25 protein-coding genes and 1 pseudogene are annotated in these 25,947 nt (G+C 41.6%); 17 read left to right on the top strand and 9 right to left on the bottom strand.

Translation table 11 applies throughout. The annotated features are described in order from the left end of the window. The 3 genes from ACEYW6_RS13185 to ACEYW6_RS13175 form a co-directional block, all read left to right on the top strand. A partial coding sequence (locus tag ACEYW6_RS13185) for a HEAT repeat domain-containing protein (RefSeq protein ID WP_412980039.1) occupies positions 1-746 on the top strand: 746 nt, incomplete at its 5' end. Positions 747-1,275: 529 nt separating this feature from the next. Beyond that, positions 1,276-1,452 (top strand): hypothetical protein, encoded by a 177-nt coding sequence (locus tag ACEYW6_RS13180; RefSeq protein ID WP_412980038.1) that lies wholly within the window; start codon positions 1,276-1,278, stop codon positions 1,450-1,452. Between the two features lie 103 nt (positions 1,453-1,555). Beyond that, a complete protein-coding gene (locus ACEYW6_RS13175) occupies positions 1,556-2,128 on the top strand; it encodes a Uma2 family endonuclease (protein WP_412980037.1) in 573 nt (190 codons plus the stop codon). A 194-nt stretch (positions 2,129-2,322) separates the two neighbouring features. Here ACEYW6_RS13175 and ACEYW6_RS13170 read toward each other — a convergent pair whose 3' ends face one another. Further along, the gene (locus ACEYW6_RS13170) at positions 2,323-2,607 is read right to left on the bottom strand and encodes a DUF427 domain-containing protein (RefSeq protein WP_069070791.1); all 285 of its coding nucleotides are present in this window, start codon (positions 2,605-2,607) and stop codon (positions 2,323-2,325) included. Positions 2,608-3,046: 439 nt separating this feature from the next. On the opposite strand from ACEYW6_RS13170, the gene ACEYW6_RS13165 reads away from it, so the two are divergent. The 3 genes from ACEYW6_RS13165 to ACEYW6_RS13155 all read left to right on the top strand — a co-directional run bounded on the left by ACEYW6_RS13165 (position 3,047) and on the right by ACEYW6_RS13155 (position 6,580). Further along, on the top strand, positions 3,047-3,451 hold the full coding sequence (locus tag ACEYW6_RS13165) for a hypothetical protein (RefSeq protein ID WP_412980036.1): 405 nt from the start codon (positions 3,047-3,049) through the stop codon (positions 3,449-3,451). Between the two features lie 813 nt (positions 3,452-4,264). After that, positions 4,265-5,425, top strand: coding sequence for a KamA family radical SAM protein (locus ACEYW6_RS13160; RefSeq protein ID WP_190890210.1), 1,161 nt, complete (start codon positions 4,265-4,267; stop codon positions 5,423-5,425). 165 nt (positions 5,426-5,590) lie between these two features. After that, positions 5,591-6,580 carry a D-alanine--D-alanine ligase gene (locus ACEYW6_RS13155; protein ID WP_412980035.1) on the top strand — a complete coding sequence of 330 codons (990 nt, stop codon included), beginning with the start codon at positions 5,591-5,593 and terminating at the stop codon, positions 6,578-6,580. Positions 6,581-6,595: 15 nt separating this feature from the next. On the opposite strand, the gene ACEYW6_RS13150 is transcribed toward ACEYW6_RS13155, so the two are convergent. Beyond that, positions 6,596-7,972: an MATE family efflux transporter gene (locus ACEYW6_RS13150; RefSeq protein ID WP_412980034.1), complete on the bottom strand. Its 1,377-nt coding sequence runs from the start codon at positions 7,970-7,972 to the stop codon at positions 6,596-6,598. Positions 7,973-8,251: 279 nt separating this feature from the next. Further along, positions 8,252-10,447 carry a transglycosylase SLT domain-containing protein gene (locus tag ACEYW6_RS13145; protein ID WP_412980033.1) on the bottom strand — a complete coding sequence of 732 codons (2,196 nt, stop codon included), beginning with the start codon at positions 10,445-10,447 and terminating at the stop codon, positions 8,252-8,254. Positions 10,448-10,845: 398 nt separating this feature from the next. On the opposite strand from ACEYW6_RS13145, the gene ACEYW6_RS13140 reads away from it, so the two are divergent. Beyond that, positions 10,846-11,409, top strand: a complete 564-nt coding sequence (locus tag ACEYW6_RS13140) for a Uma2 family endonuclease (protein WP_412980032.1) — start codon at positions 10,846-10,848, stop codon at positions 11,407-11,409. A gap of 19 nt (positions 11,410-11,428) precedes the next feature. On the opposite strand, the gene ACEYW6_RS13135 is transcribed toward ACEYW6_RS13140, so the two are convergent. After that, the gene (locus ACEYW6_RS13135) at positions 11,429-12,736 is read right to left on the bottom strand and encodes an FAD-dependent hydroxylase (protein ID WP_412980091.1); all 1,308 of its coding nucleotides are present in this window, start codon (positions 12,734-12,736) and stop codon (positions 11,429-11,431) included. A gap of 90 nt (positions 12,737-12,826) precedes the next feature. Between ACEYW6_RS13135 and ACEYW6_RS13130 the strand changes: the two genes are divergently transcribed. Beyond that, complete coding sequence (locus ACEYW6_RS13130) at positions 12,827-12,988, top strand: PEP-CTERM sorting domain-containing protein (protein ID WP_412980090.1); 162 nt, start codon at positions 12,827-12,829, stop codon at positions 12,986-12,988. A 345-nt stretch (positions 12,989-13,333) separates the two neighbouring features. On the opposite strand, the gene ACEYW6_RS13125 is transcribed toward ACEYW6_RS13130, so the two are convergent. Then, on the bottom strand, positions 13,334-14,092 hold the full coding sequence (locus ACEYW6_RS13125) for a YebC/PmpR family DNA-binding transcriptional regulator (RefSeq protein WP_412980031.1): 759 nt from the start codon (positions 14,090-14,092) through the stop codon (positions 13,334-13,336). Between the two features lie 110 nt (positions 14,093-14,202). Here ACEYW6_RS13125 and ACEYW6_RS13120 point away from each other — a divergent pair. Then, positions 14,203-14,439: pseudogene (locus tag ACEYW6_RS13120) on the top strand (hypothetical protein); the annotation flags it as partial. 189 nt (positions 14,440-14,628) lie between these two features. On the opposite strand, the gene ACEYW6_RS13115 reads toward ACEYW6_RS13120, so the two are convergent. The 3 genes from ACEYW6_RS13115 to ACEYW6_RS13105 all read right to left on the bottom strand — a co-directional run bounded on the left by ACEYW6_RS13115 (position 14,629) and on the right by ACEYW6_RS13105 (position 16,952). After that, entirely contained in the window at positions 14,629-16,197 is a 1,569-nt protein-coding gene (locus tag ACEYW6_RS13115; protein ID WP_412980030.1) for a metallophosphoesterase, read from the bottom strand. Positions 16,198-16,303: 106 nt separating this feature from the next. Continuing rightward, positions 16,304-16,729, bottom strand: coding sequence for a type II toxin-antitoxin system VapC family toxin (locus ACEYW6_RS13110; protein ID WP_163936993.1), 426 nt, complete (start codon positions 16,727-16,729; stop codon positions 16,304-16,306). A 7-nt stretch (positions 16,730-16,736) separates the two neighbouring features. Further along, positions 16,737-16,952 carry a hypothetical protein gene (locus tag ACEYW6_RS13105; protein ID WP_412980029.1) on the bottom strand — a complete coding sequence of 72 codons (216 nt, stop codon included), beginning with the start codon at positions 16,950-16,952 and terminating at the stop codon, positions 16,737-16,739. A 523-nt stretch (positions 16,953-17,475) separates the two neighbouring features. On the opposite strand from ACEYW6_RS13105, the gene ACEYW6_RS13100 reads away from it, so the two are divergent. From ACEYW6_RS13100 to ACEYW6_RS13070, 7 genes are all read left to right on the top strand, one after another. Next, a complete protein-coding gene (locus tag ACEYW6_RS13100; RefSeq protein WP_412980028.1) occupies positions 17,476-18,633 on the top strand; it encodes a sulfate ABC transporter substrate-binding protein in 1,158 nt (385 codons plus the stop codon). A 57-nt stretch (positions 18,634-18,690) separates the two neighbouring features. After that, positions 18,691-19,692: a PstS family phosphate ABC transporter substrate-binding protein gene (locus ACEYW6_RS13095; RefSeq protein ID WP_412980027.1), complete on the top strand. Its 1,002-nt coding sequence runs from the start codon at positions 18,691-18,693 to the stop codon at positions 19,690-19,692. A 46-nt stretch (positions 19,693-19,738) separates the two neighbouring features. Beyond that, the gene (gene pstC / locus ACEYW6_RS13090; RefSeq protein ID WP_412980026.1) at positions 19,739-20,680 is read left to right on the top strand and encodes a phosphate ABC transporter permease subunit PstC; all 942 of its coding nucleotides are present in this window, start codon (positions 19,739-19,741) and stop codon (positions 20,678-20,680) included. Positions 20,681-20,685: 5 nt separating this feature from the next. Beyond that, the gene (gene pstA / locus ACEYW6_RS13085) at positions 20,686-21,585 is read left to right on the top strand and encodes a phosphate ABC transporter permease PstA (protein WP_412980025.1); all 900 of its coding nucleotides are present in this window, start codon (positions 20,686-20,688) and stop codon (positions 21,583-21,585) included. A 51-nt stretch (positions 21,586-21,636) separates the two neighbouring features. Continuing rightward, entirely contained in the window at positions 21,637-22,464 is an 828-nt protein-coding gene (pstB, locus tag ACEYW6_RS13080) for a phosphate ABC transporter ATP-binding protein PstB (RefSeq protein ID WP_412980024.1), read from the top strand. A 93-nt stretch (positions 22,465-22,557) separates the two neighbouring features. After that, complete coding sequence (locus ACEYW6_RS13075; RefSeq protein WP_412980023.1) at positions 22,558-22,983, top strand: hypothetical protein; 426 nt, start codon at positions 22,558-22,560, stop codon at positions 22,981-22,983. A gap of 82 nt (positions 22,984-23,065) precedes the next feature. Next, the gene (locus tag ACEYW6_RS13070) at positions 23,066-25,165 is read left to right on the top strand and encodes a single-stranded-DNA-specific exonuclease RecJ (RefSeq protein WP_412980022.1); all 2,100 of its coding nucleotides are present in this window, start codon (positions 23,066-23,068) and stop codon (positions 25,163-25,165) included. A 78-nt stretch (positions 25,166-25,243) separates the two neighbouring features. Here ACEYW6_RS13070 and psb30 read toward each other — a convergent pair whose 3' ends face one another. Next, complete coding sequence (psb30, locus tag ACEYW6_RS13065; RefSeq protein ID WP_196510408.1) at positions 25,244-25,375, bottom strand: photosystem II reaction center protein Ycf12/Psb30; 132 nt, start codon at positions 25,373-25,375, stop codon at positions 25,244-25,246. Between the two features lie 205 nt (positions 25,376-25,580). On the opposite strand from psb30, the gene ACEYW6_RS13060 reads away from it, so the two are divergent. Next, positions 25,581-25,931 carry a YkgJ family cysteine cluster protein gene (locus ACEYW6_RS13060; RefSeq protein WP_196510407.1) on the top strand — a complete coding sequence of 117 codons (351 nt, stop codon included), beginning with the start codon at positions 25,581-25,583 and terminating at the stop codon, positions 25,929-25,931. Positions 25,932-25,947: the final 16 nt, after the last annotated feature.

Raw genomic sequence — 25,947 nt, 5'->3', positions numbered from 1 at the left:
AAAGCTTAGGGAAAATCGACCCAGGCAATGAAATTGCGATCGCCGCCTTGGTGCAACTGCTGCAATCAACTACTGTGAATGACTACACCCGTAGGCAGGCAGCAGAAAGCTTAGGGCAAATCGGCACTGGCAATGAATTTGCGATCGCTGCCTTGGTGCAACTGCTGCAATCAACTACTGTGGATGACGATATCCGTAGGCGGGCAGCATCTAGCTTAGGGGAAATCGGCACTGGCAATCAAATTGCGATCGCCGCCTTGGTGCAACTGCTGCAATCAACTACTGTGGATGACGACATCCGTAGGGAAGCAGCATCTAGGTTAGGGGAAATCGGCACTGGCAATGAAATTGCGATCGCCGCCTTGGTGCAACAGCTGCAATCAACTACTGTGGATGACTTCACCCGTTGGCGGGCAGCAGAAAGCTTAGGGAAAATCGACCCAGGCAATGAAATTGCGATCGCCGCCTTGGTGCAACTGCTGCAATCAACTACTGTGGATGACTACACCCGTTGGCAGGCAGCATCAAGTTTAAGCAAAATTCTACAGGATAATAAGCATCGCTTTGAGGTAGTCAAAGCTTTAAGCGGTTATTGGCAATTAAATAATAGTTACTGCCATTTAGTCGTCTGGGAATGCGCCCAAAATATGCCTTACCCCGATTTCTATCAAGCTTGGCATCAGCATAATTTTGCTACTGGTGCGATGCGAAGCTTAAAGAAAATCCTCCTCACAAGAATAATTTAAGTACTTTTGCGGCAGCGACGTTACAAATAAAGTTGCCGCGATAACAACAGCTTGTCAATTTGTTACCAAAACAGAAGCGGACGTTAAGAATAAAGTTGTTTTCGTTACCATAACTTGTGCGTTCGTCCACAACACAAGTTGTTTGGTTCAGAATGCTTATCCGTTGTTACAGAAAACTTGTCCGTTCGTTCACAACACAAGTTGTTTCGTCCAGAATGCTTATCCGTTGTTACAGAAAACTTGTCCGTTCGTCCAGAACACAAGTTGTTTCGTCCAGAATGCTTGTGTTTTTGTGATAAAACTTATGTCTTCGTTAACAATGCTTAAGCAAAACTTATCAATTAAGTTGTTTCGTTACCAGAGCTTATCTATTTGTGACAACGCTTATGCGATCGTTACCATAGCTTAAGCAAAACTTATATATACAAGTCCTATACTATTAACAGCACAACTCTGATTCACGACAATGAAAGCAATTGAAGTCAACGGAACCGTGAACGAATAGGGTCAAATTTCTTTAGACAAGCCGTTGACTATAGCAAAACACAGCCGCGTCCGAGCCATTGTCTTAATCACGGAAGAGAATGAAGAGGATAATGAACTTTTTGAGTCCGCCTGTGAAAGTTTTCGTCAAGGTTGGTACGATGCGATGACCGGAAATAGTGTACCTGTATCTAAACTGTGGAAAGGTATTGATGCAAAGTGAACCGCTTTTTTTAAGCAGCAACATCAAGGAGAATAGACTCGCTTCCTAAAATCCAAGGACAGAAAATGCTAAGATTCCAATCAAATATGGCATTTGCACAGCTATGACAAGTACGCTGCACAAATCTATCTCCTTAGCAGAGTTCCTCAAACTGCCAGAAACAGAGCCTGCTAGTGAATTTATAGATGGTCGTATCTACCAGAAACCAATGCCACAAGGCAAACATTCCCGGCTACAACTAAAACTTTGTAACGCAATTAGCCAAATTGCTGAAGAACAAGAAATTGCTTTGGCTTTTCCAAAATTACGCTGTACTTTTGGCGGACGTTCGATTGTACCAGATGTGAGTGTATTTGCTTGGGAGCGGATTCCCTTTGATGCTAATGGGGAAATTGAAAATACCTTTGGAATTTATCCTGATTGGACAATTGAAATTCTTTCACCAGAACAGAATACAACTAAGGTAATTATAAATATTCTTCACTGTCTAAAACACGGTACTCGATTAGGGTGGTTAATCGATCCAGATGAACGCTTAATATTAGTATTTTTGCCAGGACAGCAACCTATAGAGATGACTGGAGATGAAGTATTGCCTGTACCTGAATTTTTGCAACTGATTTTAACAGTTACACAGGTTTTTGCATGGCTAAAACCAACAAAAGTTAATTTATAAAATGATTAATATTCAGTTAAAAGATATAAGACTAATATCCCAGAGTTTTTGAATTTTTAAAATAAATTCGCAAATAGTTTAAATACGAAGCCCGCTCAGACTTCTCTCTGCGCGGGCTAATTATCTTATGTATGGGCAATTAGCTGGACATAATATCAATGTCCCTGAAACTAAAATACTTTCAGGAACCCTTATTAAGCCTCAACTTTTACACCCTTCCAGAAGGCGACATAACCCTCAATATTCTTAGCTTTCTCCTTAGCACTGGGATAGTACCAAGCAGCATCTTTGTTGATTTGTCCATCAACGTCGATACTGTAGTAGCTAGCGACACCTTTCCAGGGACAAGTGGTGTGAGTATTGCTTTCTGTGAAATACTGCTTGTTAATGGTGTCAACAGGGAAATAATGGTTGCCTTCCACAACTACGGTATTATCGCTCTCGGCTAAAACTGCGCCATTCCAAATTGCTTTTGGCATAAGTGAGTTTGCAAATAAACTATACACTTAACATTTTGACACGTTCAGCTTATTTTATCCTCCTTAACGGCTAACTTACACCAGAGTTTATCCAAGCTCAAATGAATGGTAAGTAAAGTTGAGAGAAAACTTGGCAATGTCAGTATTAATTACAATCAATTTTATTTATCCAATTAAGAATTAAAAGTATTTGCTTTTGTCAAAAAGATTTTCTAGCATATTGGTATGCAAAGTTAATTAGCCAAAACGCAGTTGGATTTTAGTTTATAGCCTAAAGTAAAAAATATCTAGAAGAGAATATCATCATTACATATATGTGAGCGATCGCACCTTCGATAAACGCTGGTAAACAATTCATTTTATGCGGTTGAAATTGCCAAAAAATAGGATTTTATTACTGGATCAAACTAATTAACCTAGTTCAAATGAGGAAAAAATTATGAAACTTATAAACTTGATCAATTCTGCGCTTATCGTTGCTTGTATTGCTTTTATACCTGAAATTGTTGGCGCTCAAACAGTTAATACTAACAATAGTAGCGGACAACTCAACACAGATGTTAACTCTAATACTTTACATGCTAATTCCCCAAAGGCCAGCTATCTCCAACCTTTCAATACTGCCTTTCTAGCTTATCAAGGTTATTTTAAAGAGCAGGGTATTCCCAGTGGGAGCGCTTTAGTATTTAAATACCAAACAGGAAACCTGACTGCAAAAGATGTAGTTCAGGCTGCTATTAAAGCTCACAAATTACCAGCACAAGTTTTGAATGATCCAGGTTATCTTAATGCGGTCGAGTCGCAATTGACATCACTCAGCAATCCTAGCGATTCAGATTACTAAGTACAGGTTTGACAAAGTTTGTAACTGACTTATAGCCTTTCTTGACCTAGTGAGGTATGTTGTCGGTTTTTACACCAAAAAATTATTTTCATCCTTAGTGGGTGGATAGTGTTTGGATTCATGCCTTTTTCTTAGCCTGTTTGGCTTTGAAAGAGGTTTTTAGTTTTTCTGAAAATTAGTCATCATCTTTAGCCTACCTAATACCTATCTCAATCAAAAAAGCTAAATAAGCTGATGCGCGTCTAAAGTATATAAACACTCTTGATGGTTGTTAACTGTTGACTGTTGACGGTTAACAGTCATCAGTCATCAGTCATTAGGTAAATGTACAAATTAAATGCGTAACAGCTTAATTAGATTAACAAGCATGACAGCAGAGTTATATTCTGTGTATAAAGATACTTATTGTTAAACTTTTGGTATCATTTCTAGAGTACTTAAACTTTGTTTTCATGCCTTGTATTCAAGTCGATGTTAAAATTCCACCTCATCTTCATAAAAAGCTAGCTGTTTACGCTGCTAAGGCTGAGGCATTTAAATCTGAGGTAATTATGAACGCTCTTAATCATTGCCGTGATTATACTGAGGATGTGCCAAATCCTTGTTATTAGAGGCAGAAATAGCCATCATCTCTGACATCAAACAAGTCAAACTATTTATATTTCTACGCCACAACAATCACTACCTGTTTGATGAGGAGTTTAAATCAGGATTGGTCACATTTGTCAATAGTTTTTTCTTTTATCTATGAATGCAGGTAAAAGAACTAGGCTGTGATTGGTTTATTATTCTCAGATTAATTTAGTTCTAACCATGATCAAAAACACTATTCTAGAGCCTCTAGTTACCAATGTTCGGTGTGAAGAAATTTGTCAGATTTTAGGAGAGACTTACAATCAAGAACGCTGGAACGATTGGCGCTGGCAAATGCGGCATCGGTTGACTAAGCTGGAACATTTTCAGAAGTTATTAAGACTTAGTGCTACTGAAGAACAGGGACTTTTAATCGCACCAGAGAAGTTTGCTGTAGCCGTAACCCCATACTTTGCATCACTACTTGATCCAGAAGATCCGCTTTGTCCGCTACGGTTACAAGTCATTCCACGGCAAGAAGAACTAATAGTTAGTACAGCAGACATGGTAGATCCATGCGGTGAAGATAACGATACTCCAGTGCCAGGACTGGTACACCGCTACCCTGACCGGGTGTTGCTGCTTGCTCTAGACACATGCGCTGCTTATTGTCGTTACTGCACCCGCTCTCGTTTGGTGAGCCAAGGTGAGATGTACCCAGTAACCCGGCGCTTGGATGCGATCGTCGCTTACCTAGAAGAACACACCGAGATCCGTGATGTGCTAATTTCTGGTGGTGATCCTTTGTTGATGTCTGATGAACCTTTAGATAATTTGCTTGGGCGGTTACGTGCCATTGAGCATATTGAATTTATTCGGATTGGTTCTCGCGTGCCGAGTTTCTTACCACAGCGAATTACACCGCAACTGGTTGCTTTGCTCCGCAAGCATCGTGTGTGGCTGTCTTTGCATTTTTGTCATGTCCGAGAACTTACCCCAGAAGTGGCACAAGCTTGCGATCGCCTAGCTGATGGTGGTATTCCTCTAGGTAGTCAAACTGTGCTGTTAAAAGGTGTGAATGACTCTGAAAAAGCTCTCAAGAATCTCTTTCACGGTCTTCTGAAGCTGCGTGTACGTCCCTATTATCTTTACCAATGCGACCCAGTTGTTGGCACCGCACATCTGCGAACGAGTGTTCAAACAGGGCTTGATTTAATTTCTAAATTGCGTGGTCATACTACTGGCTACGCTGTACCAACTTATGTAATTGATGCCCCTGGCGGCGGTGGTAAAGTTCCAATTCAAGCCGAGACTCTAGTTGCTTATGAGAAGGGCACAGCTACAGTGCGAAATTGGGCAGGTGAGACATACACCTATGTAGATCCTGTAGAGCAGGGCTAACACTATATAGTTGATCGCCACGACAAATCTCCTGTATGGTTTGATATTCTTGATCAGATATCTTCGCTTCATTGAGGATTTAGTAATCGTCATTCCTCAATGAAGATACCTGATTTGTACATTCAAGCTAACAGCGAAAGCTTTTTCACTGGGAATTATAAGGCTATGGAGTTATTAATTGGTCTGTGTTATGACTTGAAGGCAGACTACCTTCAGGCTGGTTTCAGTGCCTCTGAAGTCATGGAGTTCGACGATGAAGAAACTATCATCGGGTTGGAAGATGCACTATTTCAGTTAGGTCATCAATTTGAACGTGTCGGCAATGGTAGAGAACTTGCTCTGCGTTTGGCAAAAGGCGATCGCTGGGATCTGGTTTTCAATATTGCTGAGGGTTTGCAGGGTCGCTCTCGTGAAGCCCAAGTCCCGGCAGTCTGCGAATTATTTTCTCAACCTTACACCTTTTCCGATCCGCTCACCTGCGCCTTAACACTAGATAAGGCACTTGCTAAAAGGGTGGTGCGCGATCGCGGTTTGCCTACAGCTCCCTTTGAAGTTGTGAGTACTACCGCAGAAGCAGCAGCCGTGTCGCTGCCAATGCCAGTTTTCCTCAAGCCTGTGGCGGAGGGCAGTTCTAAAGGGGTAACTGGGCGTTCTCTTGTTAAAGAACGCGAGGAGCTAGTCAATACTTACCAAATGTTACGCGAACTTTTTCAGCAGTCCGTACTCGTAGAAACCTTTCTTCCCGGTCGAGAAGTAACAGTGGGCATTATTGGCAATGGCAGCAACTCACGGGTAGTAGGTGTGATGGAAGTAATTTTTACAGGACAAACTGAAGCTTTTGCTTATACCACCCTTAATAAGGATGAGTATCTGGAACGGGTATCTTATCGTTTACTCATAGATCCCGAACCACTGGCAGCACAGGCAAGGCAACTAGCATTGGATGTTTACCATACTCTTGGTTGCCGTGACGCTGCCCGCGTGGATCTGCGCTGCGATGCTAGTGGTGTGTTGCAGTTTATGGAGGTTAACCCACTGCCAGGACTACACCATATCCGCTCAGACCTGGTAATTATGGGACGTTTGGGTGGTGTGACATACACAGAAATCATTGCTGAAATTGTCGAGTCTGCATGGCAAAGGTACAAATGCTGAAATTTTTAGGGCTGTTCAAGCAGACTCAATCTCAGAAGTCAAAAGATAAAAACGCCAAGTTAAAAGCACTGCACCCATAAGTAGCCCTAGTACTAAACCCAACCATAAACCTATAGCACCCCAGCCTAAAGTGAATGTCATCAGATAGCCACCACCTAGACCTACACCCCAGTAAGCGAACATAGTTATTAACACTGGCACTTTGGTGTCTTTCAACCCGATTAATGCACCAGCAGCAATAGTCTGAATACTATAAAATATTTGGACTAATGCCCCCACAGCTAGGAAAGAAGTTGCCGTTTTAACGATCTCGATATTATCCAGGTTATTGGTGTCCAAATACATTGCCACAATATAGTTGGGAAACAGCCAAAAAATTAGTGCCACAATGCTCACAATGGGAGTAACAAGCGCAATGCAGATAAATCCTGCTCTGCTTGCACCCCTAAGATCATTTTGTCCTCTCAACTGTCCTACTCTCATCGTGATGGCATAGGAAATACCTATAGAAACCGTTTCGACAAAACTTTCTGTCTCAACGGTAATTTCATGGGCTGCTAACGTCTCTGTTCCAAACCACCCCATCATTAAAGCAGTGGCAGTGAATACTCCAATTTCTGCTCCATACTGCAACCCCAAGAACCATCCAGTTTGAAAGATATCTATAAACATATCTTTATCGAACTGGTGCAGAGCGCGATCAAGCTGGTAGTCTTTAAAGTAGTTATCGAAGCAAATCCAACTGGCAGCGGCGATAAAATTCAGCCAAAAAATGAGTGTACTTGCCCAACCTATACCGGCTAAACCAAGGGCTGGTAAACCAAATTTGCCGAACATTAGCACGTAATTAGCAGCCGCATTCAATAATAGTCCAGCTACCGTAATTACTGTTAGAAATTGGGGACGATTGAGCGCAGAGCTAACTTCTTTTAAGATACAGAAACCGAGTGCAGCAGGAAAACCCCAAACAATAGACCGCAAATATGTTTGAGCTAATAAAACATTGCTTTCTTCTTGACCAGTCAGCAGCAGCATATAGTCAAAGTGCCAAATGATAAACATCACAGGCAAGCACATCGTTACAGCTAACCAAATTCCTTGGCCGGTAGCTCGGCGAACTTGGTCTATCTTTCCTGCACCAAAGGCATTTGCGACACTCACACCTGCTGCTGAAAGAATAGAACGACAAATGGAAGCTAAGGTAGAAAAGGTAACAGCACCTAAAGCACCTGCTGCTAGGGCTTGGCTGTTAAGTAAGCCCATCATCACCCCATCCAATAAAGGAATGCCCGCTTCTAATATTTGAGTAATTACCAGAGGAACTGCCAATTGCAGGCAGGCTTGGATTTCTAATATCAGTTCTGACTTAAATTCTTTTGAAGTTAACTCCATTGGGGCACAGAAATTAAGGATGGCGCGAAAAAAGTAACATTTAATATATTAAGATATATTAATACCTAAGCCGCGCTCAACTTAAGCTGTGAACAGTGAAATAAGCGATCACCTGACCCTCTCAACAGAAAAAACAGCGTAGGCACAGACTAACCTAGGCATCGCCCCACTTAACTATGTGTAAAATTTTGCATTTGAGCTAGAGATGAGGAGAAGTAAAATTGTATATGTGCTTTCCCTGCTCCTCTGCTCTGTACTTGCTCATTCGATTGAGTAAAATTACTGTGTCGGCAATTTTGGGTGTGTAGTTGAGTACTTTGCCACGATGCCAGAAATCTCAGGGTTGTAAAGCCTTAAATAATTCCAGTAGTTGCCAAATACTTGCCGTACATAATTTTTAGTTTCATCAAAGGGAATTTGTTCAACAAACTCATCTGGATCTTGTGTAGTTAGAGTTTGCAGCCATTTGGAGACATTACCGGGGCCAGCATTGTAACTGGCGATCGCGAGCAAGGAGTTATTGTTGTATTGCTCATGGGTATGATCCAAATACCATGTACCCAGCATGATGTTATCGTTGGGATTTTCTAGGCTTATTGTTTTGAAATCCACTTTGATTTGTGGGGCAATCCATTTAGCTGTACTCGGCAACACCTGCATCAAGCCAGTGGCATCAGCGACGGATTTGATTTTTGGTTCAAACCGTGACTCTTGACGCATCAAAGCAGTGACTAGCAAGGGATTGAGTTGACGCTCAGTAGACCACTTCTCAATTTCCCGAAGATAGGGAAATGGATAACGGGCTTGCCAGTAGGTGATTTGTTGGCTCAGAGTCTCATATTGGGCAAGTTCAGCTGGGATTTCCCGGTCTTCCAATTTAGAAATTTTGTCAATTCCGATGAGATTTTCTCCCTTAGCCAGCCGCATTAACCCTTCAGTAAATTGCTCTGCTACCGTTGGCTGAATTTTGTTCGAAAATTCTGTTTGCCATTGTAACCAGGCATCGCGATCTTGACCCAGCAGATACAATTCTTTGAAAGTTTCAGAGCCAGCCGGTGGTAACGGACGCTGGGGTGTGATTACTTCCGGGTTCATGACGCGCACGTTGTCAAAGTTGCCAACATTTAGCCCCAACATTGTCGCGGCTCGCCATGCATAGTAAGAGTAGGGAAACTGGCTAATCACATACTCATAAGCAGTTTGAGATTCCTGCTGTTTCCCTAGTGAAGCTGCCCATTTCCCTACCCAAAAGCCTGCTCTCGGAGCCAAAATACTATTGGGGTTGTTGGTGACAATTGGTTCTGCCCACTGCCAAGCACCAACGTAATCTTTGGCTTTGGCTTTGTCTTGGGCTATTTTCCAGCGATACTCTGCGGCTTCATCAGAATTGCCATACTTGGCTATGAGTAATTGCCACGCCTCGTTAGCTGACTTTTGATTATTGAGGGCTTGGAGAGTTTTGGCTTTTTGTACCAGTGCAGTACCAGCTTGTTTCGGAAATTTACTAATTACCTGCTCAAGATAGGGTAAGCCGTCTTTACCTGTTTTTGCGGTTTCTGCTAACCGTAGTAGTGCAGTCCCAGTTTCCTCGCTATTTGGAAATTGCTGCACCAATTGTTTATAAGTAGCGATCGCTTTTTCTTTATCTTTGCCCCCTACCTGTAAGCCCCGTGCAGTCCGGTAGAGGTTACGCGGTGTTTTGGGTGCTTTGGCATAAGCATTCGCCGCTTTCAGAAATTGATTATTTTCCCAATAGCTTGTACCAATGAGTTCCCAGTCTTCGGGTTTGAGGGTAGGCTGTTTTACTAGCTGATCTAAAACGCCCACTATACCAGGTTGGTCATAGGCATATTTAGCCAAAATCAATTGTAATTTTGGCTGATTGGGATTTTCTTGTAAGCGTTTACGAATAATTTCCCAAGTTAGAGGATTGGAAGGAAATTGAGCGATCGCTATTTCCTGTTGCTTCGGTAGGGCAATCAGATATAGTGCTTTCACTGTGGCCGCTTCTTTAGGATACAGTTTCAGCACGCTTTGCCTGAGATCCGAAGCTTTGCCGTCCTCGCCCAGCATATCCTCTGCCTGCGCCTGTTTCAGCAAAATATAGGGCGCGAGGATCGGATAGTCTTTCTCTAGTCCTTGGAGTAAAGCCAGAGCTTTTTGGGCTTGGGTTCTTTCAATGTAATCACTCGCTAAAAGATAACGAGCGCGATTTCGGTCTGGCGATCGCGATTCTTGAGCGATCGCAGCTAGTTTTGCCGCCCGTTCTGGCAGAGATTGTGATATCAGTGGAAAGACGGCTGATTGAGCAATGCTAGCATCAGATGTTTGCTCTGCCTGATTCTTACCCAGTTTGAGCCATTGTCCAACGGATTTACCAATCTCAGGTGCTGATACCATTGCCCCAGCTAAAAAGGCAAAGAGTGCCGCACCCGCAATTATGGAAATTTGTTTTTTCTGTAGTTTCTTCAGCATGAATACCCGCTGAAAAGTTCCAATGAATTTCCTGAAACTTTAACACTCCTAACCATCAGTGTTACCAATTTTTAATTTTAGATTTTTAATTTTATGTAGAAAAATACTAATTTTCAATCCTACGGTTGATAGTACTGAGTAACTAGCACATGTTAAATACTATTACATCTATCTTGGGTACTAGCTCTCAGGAGTAATACCTTAACTCCAGAATCCATTTCCACCATTAACAATAGCGCACTCACTCTCTCGAACACAAAATTAGGGTGGGCATTTGCTGGACACAAGAATGTGAAAACTACGATGATTTATACCCTGGTTCTTAACCGTGGTGGAAAAGCTGTCCGAAGCCCCTTAGATTAGAGATAATATTTGCAAAGCAATAACTCTCAAAAGTCATGACTCAAGCCATACCCAAGCTAGTAACCTTTGAGGAATTTGTCGATTGGCTACCCGAAAATCGACGAGTCCGCTACGAACTACATAAGGGAGAAATTGTTGAAATGGCGCAACCCGTAGGGGAACACGAAGAAGTTAAAGGATTTCTAGGTATCGAAATTCCTTTTGAAATTAAGCGTCTAGGATTGCCCTACTTCATACCTAACCAAGTTATAGTTAGACCTCCTGAAAAAGATTCTGGTTACTTACCAGATGTGTTGGTGCTAAACCGTGCAAATCTGGTAAACGAAAAATTATGGAAAAAAGAATCTACTGTTAGTTTGGGTGCATCAATACCTTTGGCAATTGAGGTTGTATCAACTAACTGGCGAGACTATTATTACTTGAAGTATGCTGACTATGAAGAGATGGGTATCCCAGAATACTGGATTGTCGATTATGCTGCCTTGGGTGGACGTAATTTTATCGGCAATCCCAAACAACCGACAATCACCGTGTGTAACTTGGTTGATGAAGAATATCAAATAAGTAAGTTTCGAGATAATGATCGCATTGTCTCCTAAACTTTCCCTGAATTTAATCTCACCCCAAACCAGATTTTTCAAGCTGCTGTGGTATAGCGTTTAAGCCTGATAGTTTTGCTAATTCTGGAGTTCGTCCCTTCAAGCCAATCATCAACTTCAGCATAAAGACCTTTAAAACGGGTACTCGCTGCAAAAACCATAAACCCAGGCGACGCACCAATACCACAGGTAAGAAATTATTAGAAAACATCCGATCTAACAAATCGGTGAAACCTAAAATCGTCAGGTTTTCCAGCTTGCGCCAGCGTTCATAACCTTTAAGAATCTGAATGTCGCCAATATCTTTACCAGCTTGGTGCGCTGTTTGCAGGACTTGCGCCAAAGCAGCTGCATCTCGAATGCCCAGATTTAAACCTTGTCCGCCGACAGGATGGCAATTGTGCGCCGCATCACCAATTAATGCCAGTCGAGGGAGAACATAGCGATCGCTTTGCATGAGTTGTACCTGGAATACAAAGCGATCGCCTAGTAATTCCAATTTCCCCATTTGATCGCCGTAACGACGGGTGAGTTCTGTTAAAAATTGCTCATCATCTAAGGCACATAAAGCTTTTGCTTCTTCGTGGGGGGCTGTCCACACAATGCGGCAACGGTTCCCCGGTAAAGGTAAAATCGCAAAGGGCCCGCTAGACCAAAATCTTTCGTAAGCGGTGTTGTTGTGCGGTTTTTCTGGTTTGACAAATGCCACGATGCAAGACTGCCAATATTTCCAGCCAGAGGTTTTGATACCAGCAGCTTGACGAATTGGCGATCGCGCCCCATCTGCTGCTATCAGTAATTTGCTCTTGACTGTCTGTAACTGATCGGCAACTTTAATATCTATCGCGACTATATCTTGCTGGTACTGCGTATTTACCACTTCAGCCGGACACAGATAAGTCACATTTGCACAATCTTGGACAAACTCCTGCAAAGGCTGCAACAGCGCTTGGTGTTCCGCCACATAACCCAACTCTGCTGTATCTATATCATCTGTGGTAAATTCCACTACATTGGGATAATCGGCATCAGAAAGACGAACTCGGCAATATTTGGCGATTTGAGGCAATATTTTGTCCCAAACTCCAATTCCTTGGTAAATTAGCGCCGAAAGCTGATGAACTGCATAGGCTTGTCCCTTAGCTACCGCCGCTGAAGCTACTTTCGCCTCAATCAGCAAGATACTCAAGCCAGAATCTTTTAAAGCAGAGGCTAGAGTTAACCCAATAATCCCACCGCCGACAATTACCAAATCATATTCGTATCCCCGCTCATTTGGCGGTGTTGGTTGAGGGGGAAGAGTTTGCTCAAGCTGCGTTAAGGCCATTGTTAAGTTAGGTAACAGCGTCTTTACTCTTATTTTGACGCGATCGCGCCCTCTTGAGCAAGTTAGAGGCACAAACATTGAAAAACCTCGCTGATAACTTCGAGCAAAGGTGATGAAGTTTACTTTGCAGAAAAACCGCCAGAAGGTTTCCAAACAGTTCCTGAACCTGCTTCTGTACTTGGTCTTTTAACAATGGGTGCATTCGGTATTGTTTCCACCCGGAAGCGTAAACAGTTAAATATTGGGAATTAACGACGGTTTGTAACAGGGTTTTTAGGTTCTACTGACTTTCTTTATGCTCATTAATCCAAGTGAAAGGTTTACGAAAATTCCTTTTATAACACTTGAACACAATTTGGCATAAGAGGTATGTAGAACCATTTTTTATTTTTATTTAACATCAAATATTAACTTTTCTTTTGACACATTGCGCCCCTTTCATATCTATTTTTATAACCGTAAAATATCGCAATTACGGGGAATACTTGGCTAAAAAATACTCACGGCTATAAGAGTTACTGGCATTTCAAAGTTAGATGTAACTTGGACATCATCCAAACAAGTGGTATTTAGCTATGATGCCTGCGTGAATTTTGATTAAGAAATGCTGAGAGCCATCAATTCTTCTGCTACATCAAAGTTAGCTGTGACATTTTGCACATCATCCAAGCCTTCTAGAGTATCAATTAACTTGAAAAGCGATCGCGCCTGATCTGGATCGGTAACTTCTACACTATTACTAGGAATCCAGCGAAATTCGGCATCAGTTACCTTAAAGCCTTGATTTTTGAGCGTCTGACTAAGGGTTTCTAAATTGCCAATATCAGTAAAAACTTCAGCCATCTCATCTTCAGCCATCTCATAAGACTCAGCACCACCTTCAAGGGATGCTTCTAAAAGCTGTTCTTCGTCAACCACACCCTGCACTACACAAACGCCTTTTTGGTCAAACATCCAGCTAACACAACCTATTTCACCAAGATTGCCACCATTTTTACTGAAAGCTACACGTAAGTCAGCAGCAGTGCGATTGCGATTATCTGTAAGGGCTTCGATTAAAATCGCTACGCCACCAGGGCCGTAACCTTCGTAGCGAATTGCTTCAAAGATAGTATTATCTCCGCCAAAAGTGCCTGCACCTTTAGCGATCGCTCGTTCAATATTATCATTGGGGATACTCGCTGCCTTTGCCTTATCAATTGCTGTGCGAAGTTGAAAATTCAGCGCCGGATCTGGTACACCGCTTCTAGCTGCAACGATAATCGCCCTAGATAACTGAGTGAAGGTTTTTCCCTTTTTTGCATCTACTACGGCTTTTTGGCGCTTAATATTTGCCCATTTACTATGTCCTGCCATAATCTGAAATTATCAAAACTCTATTCAAGATTAAGATATAAACGCTTGCAATAACCATAACTTTAGATAATTGTGCAAGGCTAGATCAGAATGGCAAAGTTGTTGTAGCTCAGGATTGTGTGAATAAAATGCCACAGGTGAAAGTATTTTTAGATCAAGCTAAATATGAGCGATCGCGTCCAATATTTCCTGGTTACAATCGGATTTCTCACAGTGTAGGTCTAGCAATTGAGCAAGCTACGGTGTTGTACACACAAGTCGGAAATAGTAGTCAAGGAATAATTGACAAGTACATTCTTTGTAGAGACGGCGATTTATCGCGTCTCTCTAACGTGTCAGTCTTTTAGACGCGATAAATCGCGTCTCTACATGAGATAAATCGCGTCTCTACATGAGATAAATCGCATCTCTACATGAGGGCTTTCTGGCTTATCCCAAGTGTATTGGGATAAAACTGGTGACTTGTGTGTACACCGTAGCCTTACTAAGGAGATGGAACAGGTTTTGCGTAGCATAACCAGGGTGAGGTTTTTTATTTAAATCACAAAAGGTTCAAGCTCACGGTTATGCCACTCTTGTTCAACCCGTTCAGTAATCAGCGGTCTGATGATAAACTTGGGCGGACAACCATCCAGAACATCAATCCGCACACATGAGTAAGGCAGGCGCTTTTGGAAATTGTAATCATGACGACCCACAAAAAGCTTTGAATCGGCAACTTTCCGAGTGGGTTTACCTGCAATTTCTGTAAAAGTCTCCATCAATTCATTCCCCTCTCGCCTTTGATAACGGGGACGATGACCACTACCACCAGAGATAATGCAGTTAATGTGGGAGTCAGCAAATCCGGTATCAGTTGTGTACAGATGCTCCAAACAGTGAGCGTGACCGTTTAAAATCAAATCCACTATGGGACGTTCTTTAATTAAAGAACCAAGAGTTTCTGCCACTTGTTCAAATACCCAGCGCAAGCGGTGGCGAACTGCTAAGGTTTGCGCCTGATCCCACTTGGTAGCTTCTGTGACGTATGGTGGATGGTGGAAAAAGATAATCCGTCCTCGCACTTCAGAGGTGTTCCAAGATTCGATTAGTCTGCTTCGCAACCATTCAAGTTGTTCAAAGTCGATCGCAGGCATTGTCTGAGATGCCAATTGTTTTTCAATATCGATTTTGATCTCGTTTATTTGCTCTAATTTGGCACTAAGTTCATCAAGTTGTTCCGCTTCGATGGGTTTATCGGGGTTGAGGCGATCAGATATTTTCAAAATCTGCAATTCTTCTTGATCTATTTCCTGGCGACGCTTTTGCAATTCCCGGCGGTAAATTTCTCCCTCTTGAGTTGCAGGTAAAGGTGATGGTGTATTAAAGGTGTTGGAATCCAAAGCGAAAAAATCAATCCCGCCGTAACGAAAGGTGTAATAGCGATTGGGTAAGCGGGTAAACTGTCCAGGTTCGTAACGCAAACAGCGCCCTGTGTCGGTCTTAGCAGTATAGTGTTGATCTAAATGACGTTCTAATTCTGAAGAGGACATCGCCCCTGTATAGTCCATAAATGCCCGTGCATAGGCATTACCTTGATATGATCCATGCCAGCCAATCTCGATATCTTTGTAGCGCAACAGGCGACGTAATGAAGATGTTGTTCCAGTAAACAAACGGTACATCAACGGCACATCGTAGTAATCATGATTACCAAGTACTGGCAAGAATGGCAGATTAAACACCATGCGATCGTAGGGAATATCTTTCGAGTTGTCGCCACCTACAAGAAATTCCCGGTAAGGTTCAATAAAGTTTGTTGAATAATACTCTTGGGAACCCACCACATAAATTACATCGCCTGTGTGCAACACAAAACTGCAATCATCGCGGTGAGGAAGCATTAGTTCAGCAACTTTCCGTTGGGGGTGGTGCCGATAATGGGATTGGGTGCCAGAATCACCGATAACCATAAAGGAAAATTCTGGACTATTCTGCCTGCCATCATCTATAACCATGCTGGTTTGATCAATTCCCCGTTGCACAAAACTTGGATGCATCCACCGCACCCGTTCCTTCATCTTTTGAATTTTTACAGGAATCGGTGGATCGGAAATCAATTTCATGGCTGATAACTCTTGAATGCCTAATGCACACACCGATTGTAACGAAATATTTAATTGTCATTAGTCATTTGTGAATAACCAATCCTCAATCCCTAATTCCCAATCTTTAAGGCAAATTTTCTCGTAGTAATGCTCGAAAGCCTGCTTGTTGAAAATGCTCATCAGCAGTCAAAGCTTCAGTGATTCCACTATATTGCATAACTATAAAAGATACGCAATCCACAAATCCCCATTCTTTCTCAGTTCGTTCCCGATATAGCTCGAAAGCACGTTCGTAGAGTTCCTGGGAAAGGGGGACAATTTCTACTTTGGAGTCTGCTACTAGAGAATTTAATAATATGATTGCCGCTTGACGATAAGGTTGTTGGGATAAGGCATTGCCAATTTCCAACATCACCGCCTGTGTTGTCACCAAACGAGTTTCTGCCGCTTGTAACATTTTAGCCAGATGTAAGGCTCGGTCATGCAAGCGATCGCTCGGTGCAGATAAGGCAATGGCAAATGATGTATCAAGAAAGACTTCAGAATGCATGGAAAATTTACTTACTGTACAAATATTTATCTATATTGGTAGACCAGTCAGTTGGCCCATCTAAGTTGAGCGATCGCGCTGTTTGCAGAAATGATACCGTTTCATGTTCACTTGGCGGTAAAATTTCAATACTGATTCGCACACGGGTATTGATTGGCAGTGCGATCGGTTCAGCCGGATAGAACACTTTGCCATTAAACACAGCTGTGATTTTTTCTACCATTGTTTGCAAAAAACGCTTTTAGTCTATCCTAAGCTGGTTGTAGCAATACTGGTAGAGTAGACGATGCAATAACTAGTGAAGATACTTATACCTGTCTTACGAATTATATCGATTTTTCACAATTGCCTAAGCTACCAACTGAACTAATGTTAAATGAACCTCTCCCTGTCTTGAACTAAAGTTCAAATTCCCCTCCAATGGGCGAGAGAGAAAGATTTTGCGTAGTAAAACCTCTGAGAATCCTTTTACAAAAGAGGGAAAAGTTTTTGGTTTCTTCCGAATTCTTAGCAACAAAACCTTGTAGCAATTCTATACAGAGATAGCGTATGTAGGCTGTAAATAAATCAGCCTTTTGGAGGCGGGCAAAGCGCAGAGCTTAAACACTATTTTTGCTACTTTGATGAGTAACTGCTGACTTAGTAAAAATAGTTAAAGCTAGATGAGAAATATTGTTTTATATGTCCTATACTTCTCTTAATTACGGTATTCGCCTAGAAATACCGTAGATTTAAGGGTGATTCTGATGAGCAAGTCGCAACAGCTGACACAATTAAGTAAATTGCTAAGTGAAGGTATGCAGGCTTATGTCATGAAAGCTTTGCAAGCTATACAACTCTCCTATCAACACACAATTAAGAGTTTGTTGAATAGACACACTGTGCAAAGCTTCGTGAGTCTGTTTCTCATAGGTGCTTTTTTGAGTATAGCAGTTGCCTCCTGCTCTGGAAGCAGTTCAGCTAGCAAAAATGATGTCAATATCAAACTCGCTTCTTTCTCTGTCACCAAAGCAGCACATGACCAGATAATTCCCAAATTTGTCGAAAGCTGGAAGAAAGAACACAATCAGAACGTCACGATTGAGGCGACTTATGGGGGTTCTGGCGCTCAAACGGCAGAAATTATTGCAGGTTCACAAGAAGCAGATATAGTACATTTGGCAATTCCCCTAGATGTCATCAAAATTCAGCAAGCAGGTTTGATTAAATCAGGTTGGGAAATCAGATATCCAAGAAATGGTATTGTCAGTAAATCTGTAGCTGCGATCGTTACTCGTGAAGGTAATCCCAAAAACATTCAGACTTGGGCAGACTTGGCAAAAGATAATGTGAAAATAATTGCAGCCAACCCCAAAACTTCTGGTATTGCTATCTGGGAATTCTTGGCTTTTTGGAGTTCTGTAAGTTTAACAGGTGGTGACGAAACCGCAGCATTAGATTATGTCACCAAAGTTTATAAGAACATCCCTGTATTGACGAAAGATGCCCGTGAAGCTAGCGATTCATTCTTCCAAAAAGGCGAGGGAGATGTCTTAATTAACTACGAAAATGAGGTAATTTTGGCGCAAATAGGTGGATTGAAACTGCCTTATGTTGTACCTCAAGTTAATATTTCCATTGATAATCCTGTGGCTCTAGTTGATAAAAACGTTAATAAACACGGTACAAGAGAAGTTGCACAAGCATTCGTGAATTTTCTTTACTCCACAGAAGCTCAACGGGAATTTGCCAAATTACAGTATCGTCCTGTTAACCCCACCGTTACCCAAGAAGTAGCCTCAAAACAACCGCAAATTAAAACTTTATTTACCTCTCAAGATTTAGGTGGTTGGGAGCTTATCCAGAAAAAGTTTTTTGAAGATGGGGCAATTTTTGACAAAGTTCAAGCTGCTAGCAAAGCATAAACTTTACTTTTTTAAGCAGCATTCTTTGTATAGTCACTTTATCTCAATTGAGAATTTATGAGCTTTCATCGCCGATTTAAAGATAGCGTTTACTTCACGTCTTTAATGGTTCTTGCCAGCAGCATTACTGCTTGTAATAGTGGACAAGAATTGAAAAGTCAGGTGAGTATTGATGGTGCAGCCGTAGGTTTCCCTATTTCGTTAGCAGTTGCAGAAGAATACCAGAAGGTTAAATCTGACGCGAAAGTTAGTGTTGCTTCCAGTGGTACGGGTGGCGGTTTCAGTAAGTTTTGTAATGGTGATATTGATATTGTTACCGCTTCTCGTACCATCAGAAATGAAGAAATCAAAAAATGTAAAAGCAAGAATATTGAGTTTGTAGAGTTACCTATAGGTTTAGACGGCGTAGCTGTAATTGCAAATCGTAAAAACGACTTTGCTAAATGTCTAACTATTAAGGAAATGAACACAATTTGGAGTGCTAAATCAGACGGTAAAATCTTGACTTGGGATCAAGTTAATCCTAAATTTCCTAAGCTACCACTGAAGCTCTACGCTCCGGCTTCTGATACGGGGACTTTTGATTATTTAACTCAAGCTGTTACCGGCAAAGCCAAGAATGGCCGCACTGACTACACTCCTAGCCATAATCAAAATCTGCTAGTGCAAGGTGTTTCTGGAGATGAATCAGCATTAGCTTATGTAGGGATATCTTACTACATTCAAAACCAAGAAAAGCTCAATTTAGTTGCTATCGAAAATCTCAAAGGAGAATGCAAAAAACCAGTTCCGTTGGATAATGTCCTCAAAAATACCTACACACCTTTGTCTCGTCCCCTGTTCATTTATGCCAGTAAGATATCTTTAGATAACAAACCAGCAGTCAAAGAATTTGTAGATTTTTATCTAGAAAATTCTTGGAAGTGGGTAGATGGTGCTGGATATGTAGCACTACCTGATGAAGCTTACGTCAAGGTAAAACAAAAATTTGCTGCTGGTGAAACTGGGACAAAATTTCAAAAAGCTAAACCAGGTGAACCAATTACAAACTTTCTTTAGACAAATACTCAATGTAACTTGATTTGTAGTCAAGACTTAACTGTTTATGCAAAATTCCACTTCTCAAGACGATCTTTATTTACTATCCAGACAATCACTAGACAAAGATATATCTGAAGATATATCAGAAAGGATTGTGGGAACCATTTTATTTGCTTGTGCTTTAGTTTCTGTTTTGACTACCTTTGGTATTGTCTTAATTATTTTTCAAGAGACATTTGCTTTTTTCCAAGAAGTTTCCTTTGCTCAATTCTTTCTTGATACTAAATGGACACCTCTATTTGCAGAGAGGCATTTTGGCATTTGGCCTTTAATTAATGGCACTTTCTTGACTACAGCTATTGCTATGTTAGTTGCGATTCCTTTGGGTTTATGTTCTGCCATTTATTTGAGTGAATATGCTCAACCAAAAGTAGCAGCAGTTTTACGCCCAGCCGTGGAACTTTTAGCAGGAGTACCAACTGTAGTATATGGTTACTTTGCACTATTGTTTCTGACACCATTGCTGCGGAATTTTATTCCTCTAGAAATATTCAATTCCTTGAGTGCCGGGGTAATGATGGGAATTATGATTACTCCTACGGTTGGTTCTATTAGCTTAGATGCTATTAAATCAGTTCCACGTTCTTTGCGCGAAGGAGCTTATGCTTTAGGTATCACTAAACTAGAAACTATTTTTAAAGTAGTTTTACCAGCCGCACTTTCAGGAATTATCGCCTCGATTATTTTAGGTATTTCTCGCGCTGTAGGTGAAACAATGACTGTCCTCATCGCCGCTGGACTACAGCCGAAGCTGACTATTAGTTTTGCAGAATCAATAGCAACAATGACAGCTTACATGGCACAAATTTCTGGCGGAGATAGTCCGCGTGGAAGTCTTAATTTCAAGACTTTATATGCTGTCGGTGCGGTTTTGTTTGTGATTACCCTATCTTTGAATATTGTTAGTTACTGGATTGCTAATCGTTATAAGGAAAAATACGAGTAATAAGTATGGCTACTAGTTATCAAGAAAATGATTCCTTTGCATCAGCGGCAGAATTTACTGATAATGTTGACAAAAGGGAGAACTTAGGAAAAGTATTTGAAGTAATTTTTTTAATCGGGTTACTGATTGGAATATTTGTCCTAGCTTTGCTCCTGTTTGATATTTTGGGAGACGGATTAGGTAGATTTTTGTCACCAGGATTTATCACAGATACCCCTTCTCGTTTTCCTGACCAAGGTGGTATCCGTCCGGCTATTGTTAGCAGCATTTTGTTGGGACTTGTTGTGATTTTTGTAACTGTTCCAATTGGTGTGGGAGCAGCTTTATATCTAGAAGAGTATGCACCTAAAGCTTGGTGGACAGCGATTATTGAGATTAATATCAGTAATCTGGCAGGTGTGCCTTCTATCGTCTATGGATTGCTGGGTTTAGGAGTTTTCAATTATTTGCTTGGGTTTGGCCCCGCTTTAATTTCTGGTGCATTGACTTTATCTTTGCTGTCTTTACCAGTAATTATTGTCACCTCTAGAGAAGCAATTCGCGCCGTCCCAGATTCTCTAAGAAATGCTTCTTACGGCTTAGGTGTCACCAAATGGAAAACTATTAGCAGTCATGTCATACCCTATGCTATTCCCGGTATTTTGACAGGGGTGATTATCTCTGTATCTCGTGCCATTGGTGATGCAGCATCTTTAATTGTTGTAGGTGCTGTGGGTTTTCTTACCTTTGACCCTGGTTTGTTTCAGAGATTTATGGCATTACCCATTCAAATTTACAGTTATATCACTCGTCCTGAACCGGGTTTTGCTAGCGCAGCAGCAGCGACAATTATTGAATTGTTACTCTTGATTTTAGCTTTAAATGGTGTAGCAATTTATATCCGGCAACGCTTCTCAATCCGTTAGATAATTAAATATCTAATTTCATATATTCACAGATATTTGGAGATACGCAAAATGACTTATAGCAACAGTAGAAGTAAATTAGATAGCGCCACAATCGACCAAGATAATGATGTATTTAATCTCGAAGGTGTTAAGGTATTTTATGGAGGATTTTTAGCACTTTTAGATGTCTACTTAAAAATTCCTGAAAAACAAATTATTGCTTTTATTGGGCCTTCGGGATGCGGTAAAAGTACCTTATTGCGTTGCTTTAATCGGATGAATGATTTAATCCCTGGAGCGAAGGTAGAGGGTAAGTTGAATTACCGCGATCGCAATATTTACGATCCTAAGATAAATTCTGTAAAATTACGACGGCAAGTCGGAATGGTTTTTCAAAGACCGAATCCTTTCCCCAAGTCAATATACGAAAATATTGCCTTTGGGCCGCGTGCTAACGGTTATAAAGGTAACGTTGATGAATTGGTAGAAAATTCCCTCAGACGCGCTGCTATCTGGGATGAAGTCAAAGACAAACTCAAAGAAAAGGGAACTGCATTATCTGGCGGCCAACAGCAACGACTTTGCATTGCCCGTGCGATCGCCATGAAGCCAGATGTATTATTAATGGATGAACCATGTTCTGCTCTCGACCCAATTTCTAGCCGCCAAGTAGAAGAACTCTGCTTGGAACTCAAGCAGCAATACACCATCATCATGGTGACTCACAATATGCAGCAAGCTTCTAGAGTGGCAGATTACACGGCTTTCTTCAATACAGAAATTGACGAGCATGGCAAACGTCGCGGAAAATTAGTTGAGTTTAATCCTACAGCCCAAATGTTCAGTTCTCCTCAAACCAAAGAAGCTGAGGATTATATCAGTGGACGCTTTGGTTAAAAACAGATTACAGTTCTAATTCTGGAAAATATGCTGAGGCTTGATAATACTAAATTGAAGTAACATTTTAACTTAGTACTTATACTGTGTATTATGTTTAAGCCTCTGTCATTTGCTTTAGTTGCAGCTACCATTTTAGTTGCATCAATCAATAATCCCAGCAATACTTTAGCTGGAACTTGTGCTTCTAAGTGTGGTTCTCGCCCAATTCAGTTTACGCCTGGGCAAAACATCCGGGTTGAAGTCGTAAATAGCACACCCAACCTGATCAAAATCCAAAAACCCTCTGGGACTGGTGCAATATCCTTGAGTCCAGGGCAGAAATTAAATTTAGAACAAATAGAGGGTACAGAACCAAATACATCTCTGATATTTTGGAGCGAAACGGGTTTATCACTACAAGCAATTGTCTCGAAACCTAACTTTGGCACATTGCGGCTTGAACTCCGTCCGACTTGGCGCTCTCCAGGCGATCGCTCGTTATATATTATGGATGATGGTAGAATCAACGTGTTTTAGATAGCAAATAGTGTTATTAGTTATGGGTTAAGAAACAACTCTCAATTCAACACTCATAACTAAAAACTCCTAACTTTATACTGTGCTAGACCGACCTGTATCTGAAATATCCAAACCTCGCAGGCGCTTACCCGATCAGCGCTGGCAAATTTATCCACAAAAGCCAGAAATTTCCCAAAATCTGGCTGTTTTGACAAATATTTCACCGATTATCAGCCAGTTGTTGATTAATCGGGGTATGGAAACACCAGAACAGGTACAAGCATTTTTAAATCCAGAGTCCTTAGTTTTGCCTTCGCCGTTGGAAGATTTCCCAGATTTGGCGATTAGTTTGGAGTTGTTGCAAAATGCGATCGCTTCTCAAACAAAAATCGCTATTTGTGGTGACTACGATGCTGATGGAATGACCAGCACTGCTCTACTTTTGCGTAGTCTCCGCACTTTAGGCGCACAGGTAGATTATGCTATTCCCAGCCGGATGCACGAAGGCTACGGTATCAATAAACGCATAGTTGAAGAATTCCACAGTGAAGGTGTGGGGTTAATTCTGACTGTAGATAATGGCATCTCTGCGTTTGAACCAGTTGCTAGAGCTAGAGAACTTGGTCTTGCCGTTATTATCACCGATCATCACGATATCCCCCAAAAATTACCACCAGCTAACGCTATCCTCAACCCTAAACTGATCGCTGAATCCTCACCTTATCGGGGTGTTGCTGGTGTTGGTGTCGCCTATATTTTGGCAGTCTCTCTAGCACAACAGCTAGGCGAAACTAAGGGCTTGATTCAGCCGATGCTAGCACTATTTACACTGGGAACGATCGCAGATTTAGCCCCCTTAACAGGCGTGAATCGCCGTTGGGTGAAACGCGGTTTACAGCATTTACCCAAATCCAACTTAGCTGGAGTGCAGGCGTTAATTCAGGTGGGTGGTGTGCAGGCGAGGGGAGATGAGAAAACAGGGGGAGATAGGGAAAATTTTCCATCCCCAGTCCCCAGTCCCAAATCCCTGAAGCCTGAAGATATCGGTTTTCGCCTCGGGCCACGAATTAATGCTATTGGCCGAATTGGTGATCCCCAAACTGTGATTGAATTGCTGACTACAGATGATATGGGGGTGGCGCTGGAAAGAGCAATGCAGTGCGAACAAATAAATGCTTCTCGCCAGGAAATGTGTCAGCAAATTGAACAAGAAGCGATCGCTTATGTAGAAGCAGAATTTGTTGCATCTCTACAGCAAGACCGTGTATTAGTTGTTGTTCAACCCAATTGGCATCACGGCGTTATTGGGATTGTCGCCTCCCGCTTGGTAGAACGCTATGGTGTCCCCGTGTTTATCGGTACTTTTGAGGATGAGGGACATATACGCGGTTCTGCACGCTCAATTCCAGAGTTTAATGTGTTTGAAGCTTTGGAATATTCTCACGATTTACTCGGCAAATATGGCGGACACAAAGCAGCCGGGGGATTCTCTCTACCAGCAGAGAATTTAAAGATGGTGCGATCGCGTTTGATTGAGTTTGCTAACCACTGTCTTGAACCCCACCATCTCAAGCCTCTGCTCAAAATTGATGCCGAAGTTAACCTCAATCACATCAATCAGCAGCTTTATCAACAGCTTAATGCTCTACATCCCTGCGGTATGGATAACCCCGATCCAGTTTTCTGGACACCTAATGTTCAAGTAGTTGAGCAAAAAATCGTTGGGAAGGGTCACATTAAACTGACAATTGCCCAAACTATTGATAATCAAGAATACAAAATTAAAGCGATCGCCTGGCGTTGGGGAGACTATTTCCGCTTACCATCGCGAGTGGATGTCGCTTACAAACTACGAGAAAATTACTTTAACGGTAACACTACCATCGAGCTAGAGTTAATAGGAGTCAGACTGCCAATTCAGCTTCAACAATTTTTTGCTTCGCCACCTACCCCGTCAACCACCACTTTTGAATACAACCAGCGACAATATACTTGTGGTTTCTATAAAAACGGTATTGAAGCAGAATTAAGAATTAAAAATTCTGAAGGCAAAGTTTTAGCCATGCAACCAGGACATATAACCGGTTTACTAGGCACTAATCGTCAAAACGCCAAAGAAGTTGATATCTCTCGCCCACAGTATGACAGCATTATTCAAGCTGCCCTTCAGGCATTATCAGTACTGAGTGCTGAGTTATGAGTTATGAGTTATGAATTCTTAATTAACTTCTCACTCCTAACTCTTAACTGTTAACTCCTTAGTCAGCACTCAGCACTCTTATAGGTTGCCGTTGCGAAATGCCAGCAAAAAGATTACCACTGGTCCAGCAATCACAATTAGCGCCACGGACAGCAATTGGAAAATAACTTCCCAATTGATACTGGTAAAAGCGTTAAACAAAGCGTCCATTTTTCCTTTTCTCCTCCCAATTGTCTTAAAAAATTCAATAACTTAATTAGGAAACCCGAAATCGATCATATCTGGCTATGGTCTGTTAGATTTAATTTACTTAACAAAATTATAAGAAAAGACATAAAAACGTAAAATAAGGGCATTGGGTATTGATTATTAATTATTCTGCCCTTGCTCCATTGTCCCTAATCCCTAATTTAAAATGGCAACTTGGCAATGTGTAAAGCAATGTGGAGCCTGCTGTAATCTTGATCCAGCAGAGCGTCCAGATTTAGATGAGTATCTCTCTCCACCAGAACTAGAACTCTATCTCAGCATGGTAGGCGAAGCGGGATGGTGCGTTAACTTCGACCATACCACGCGAGAATGCCGCATCTACTCAGATCGTCCTCGCTTCTGCCGTGTGGAATCAGAAGTGTTTCAAGATATGTATGGGGTTGAACCAGAAGAAGTTAACGATTTTGCCATTGACTGCTGTCGCCAGCAAATAGAAGGAGTATACGGCGATCGCAGTCTGGAAATACTACGCTTCAATAAAGCTGTTGGGCTGTGAGGAGTATGCAAGAACG

It is taken from the genome of Nostoc sp. UIC 10607 (assembly GCF_047228265.1).
GTDB lineage: Bacteria > Cyanobacteriota > Cyanobacteriia > Cyanobacteriales > Nostocaceae > Nostoc > Nostoc foliaceum_A.
This window is presented reverse-complemented; position numbering and strand designations above follow the sequence as displayed.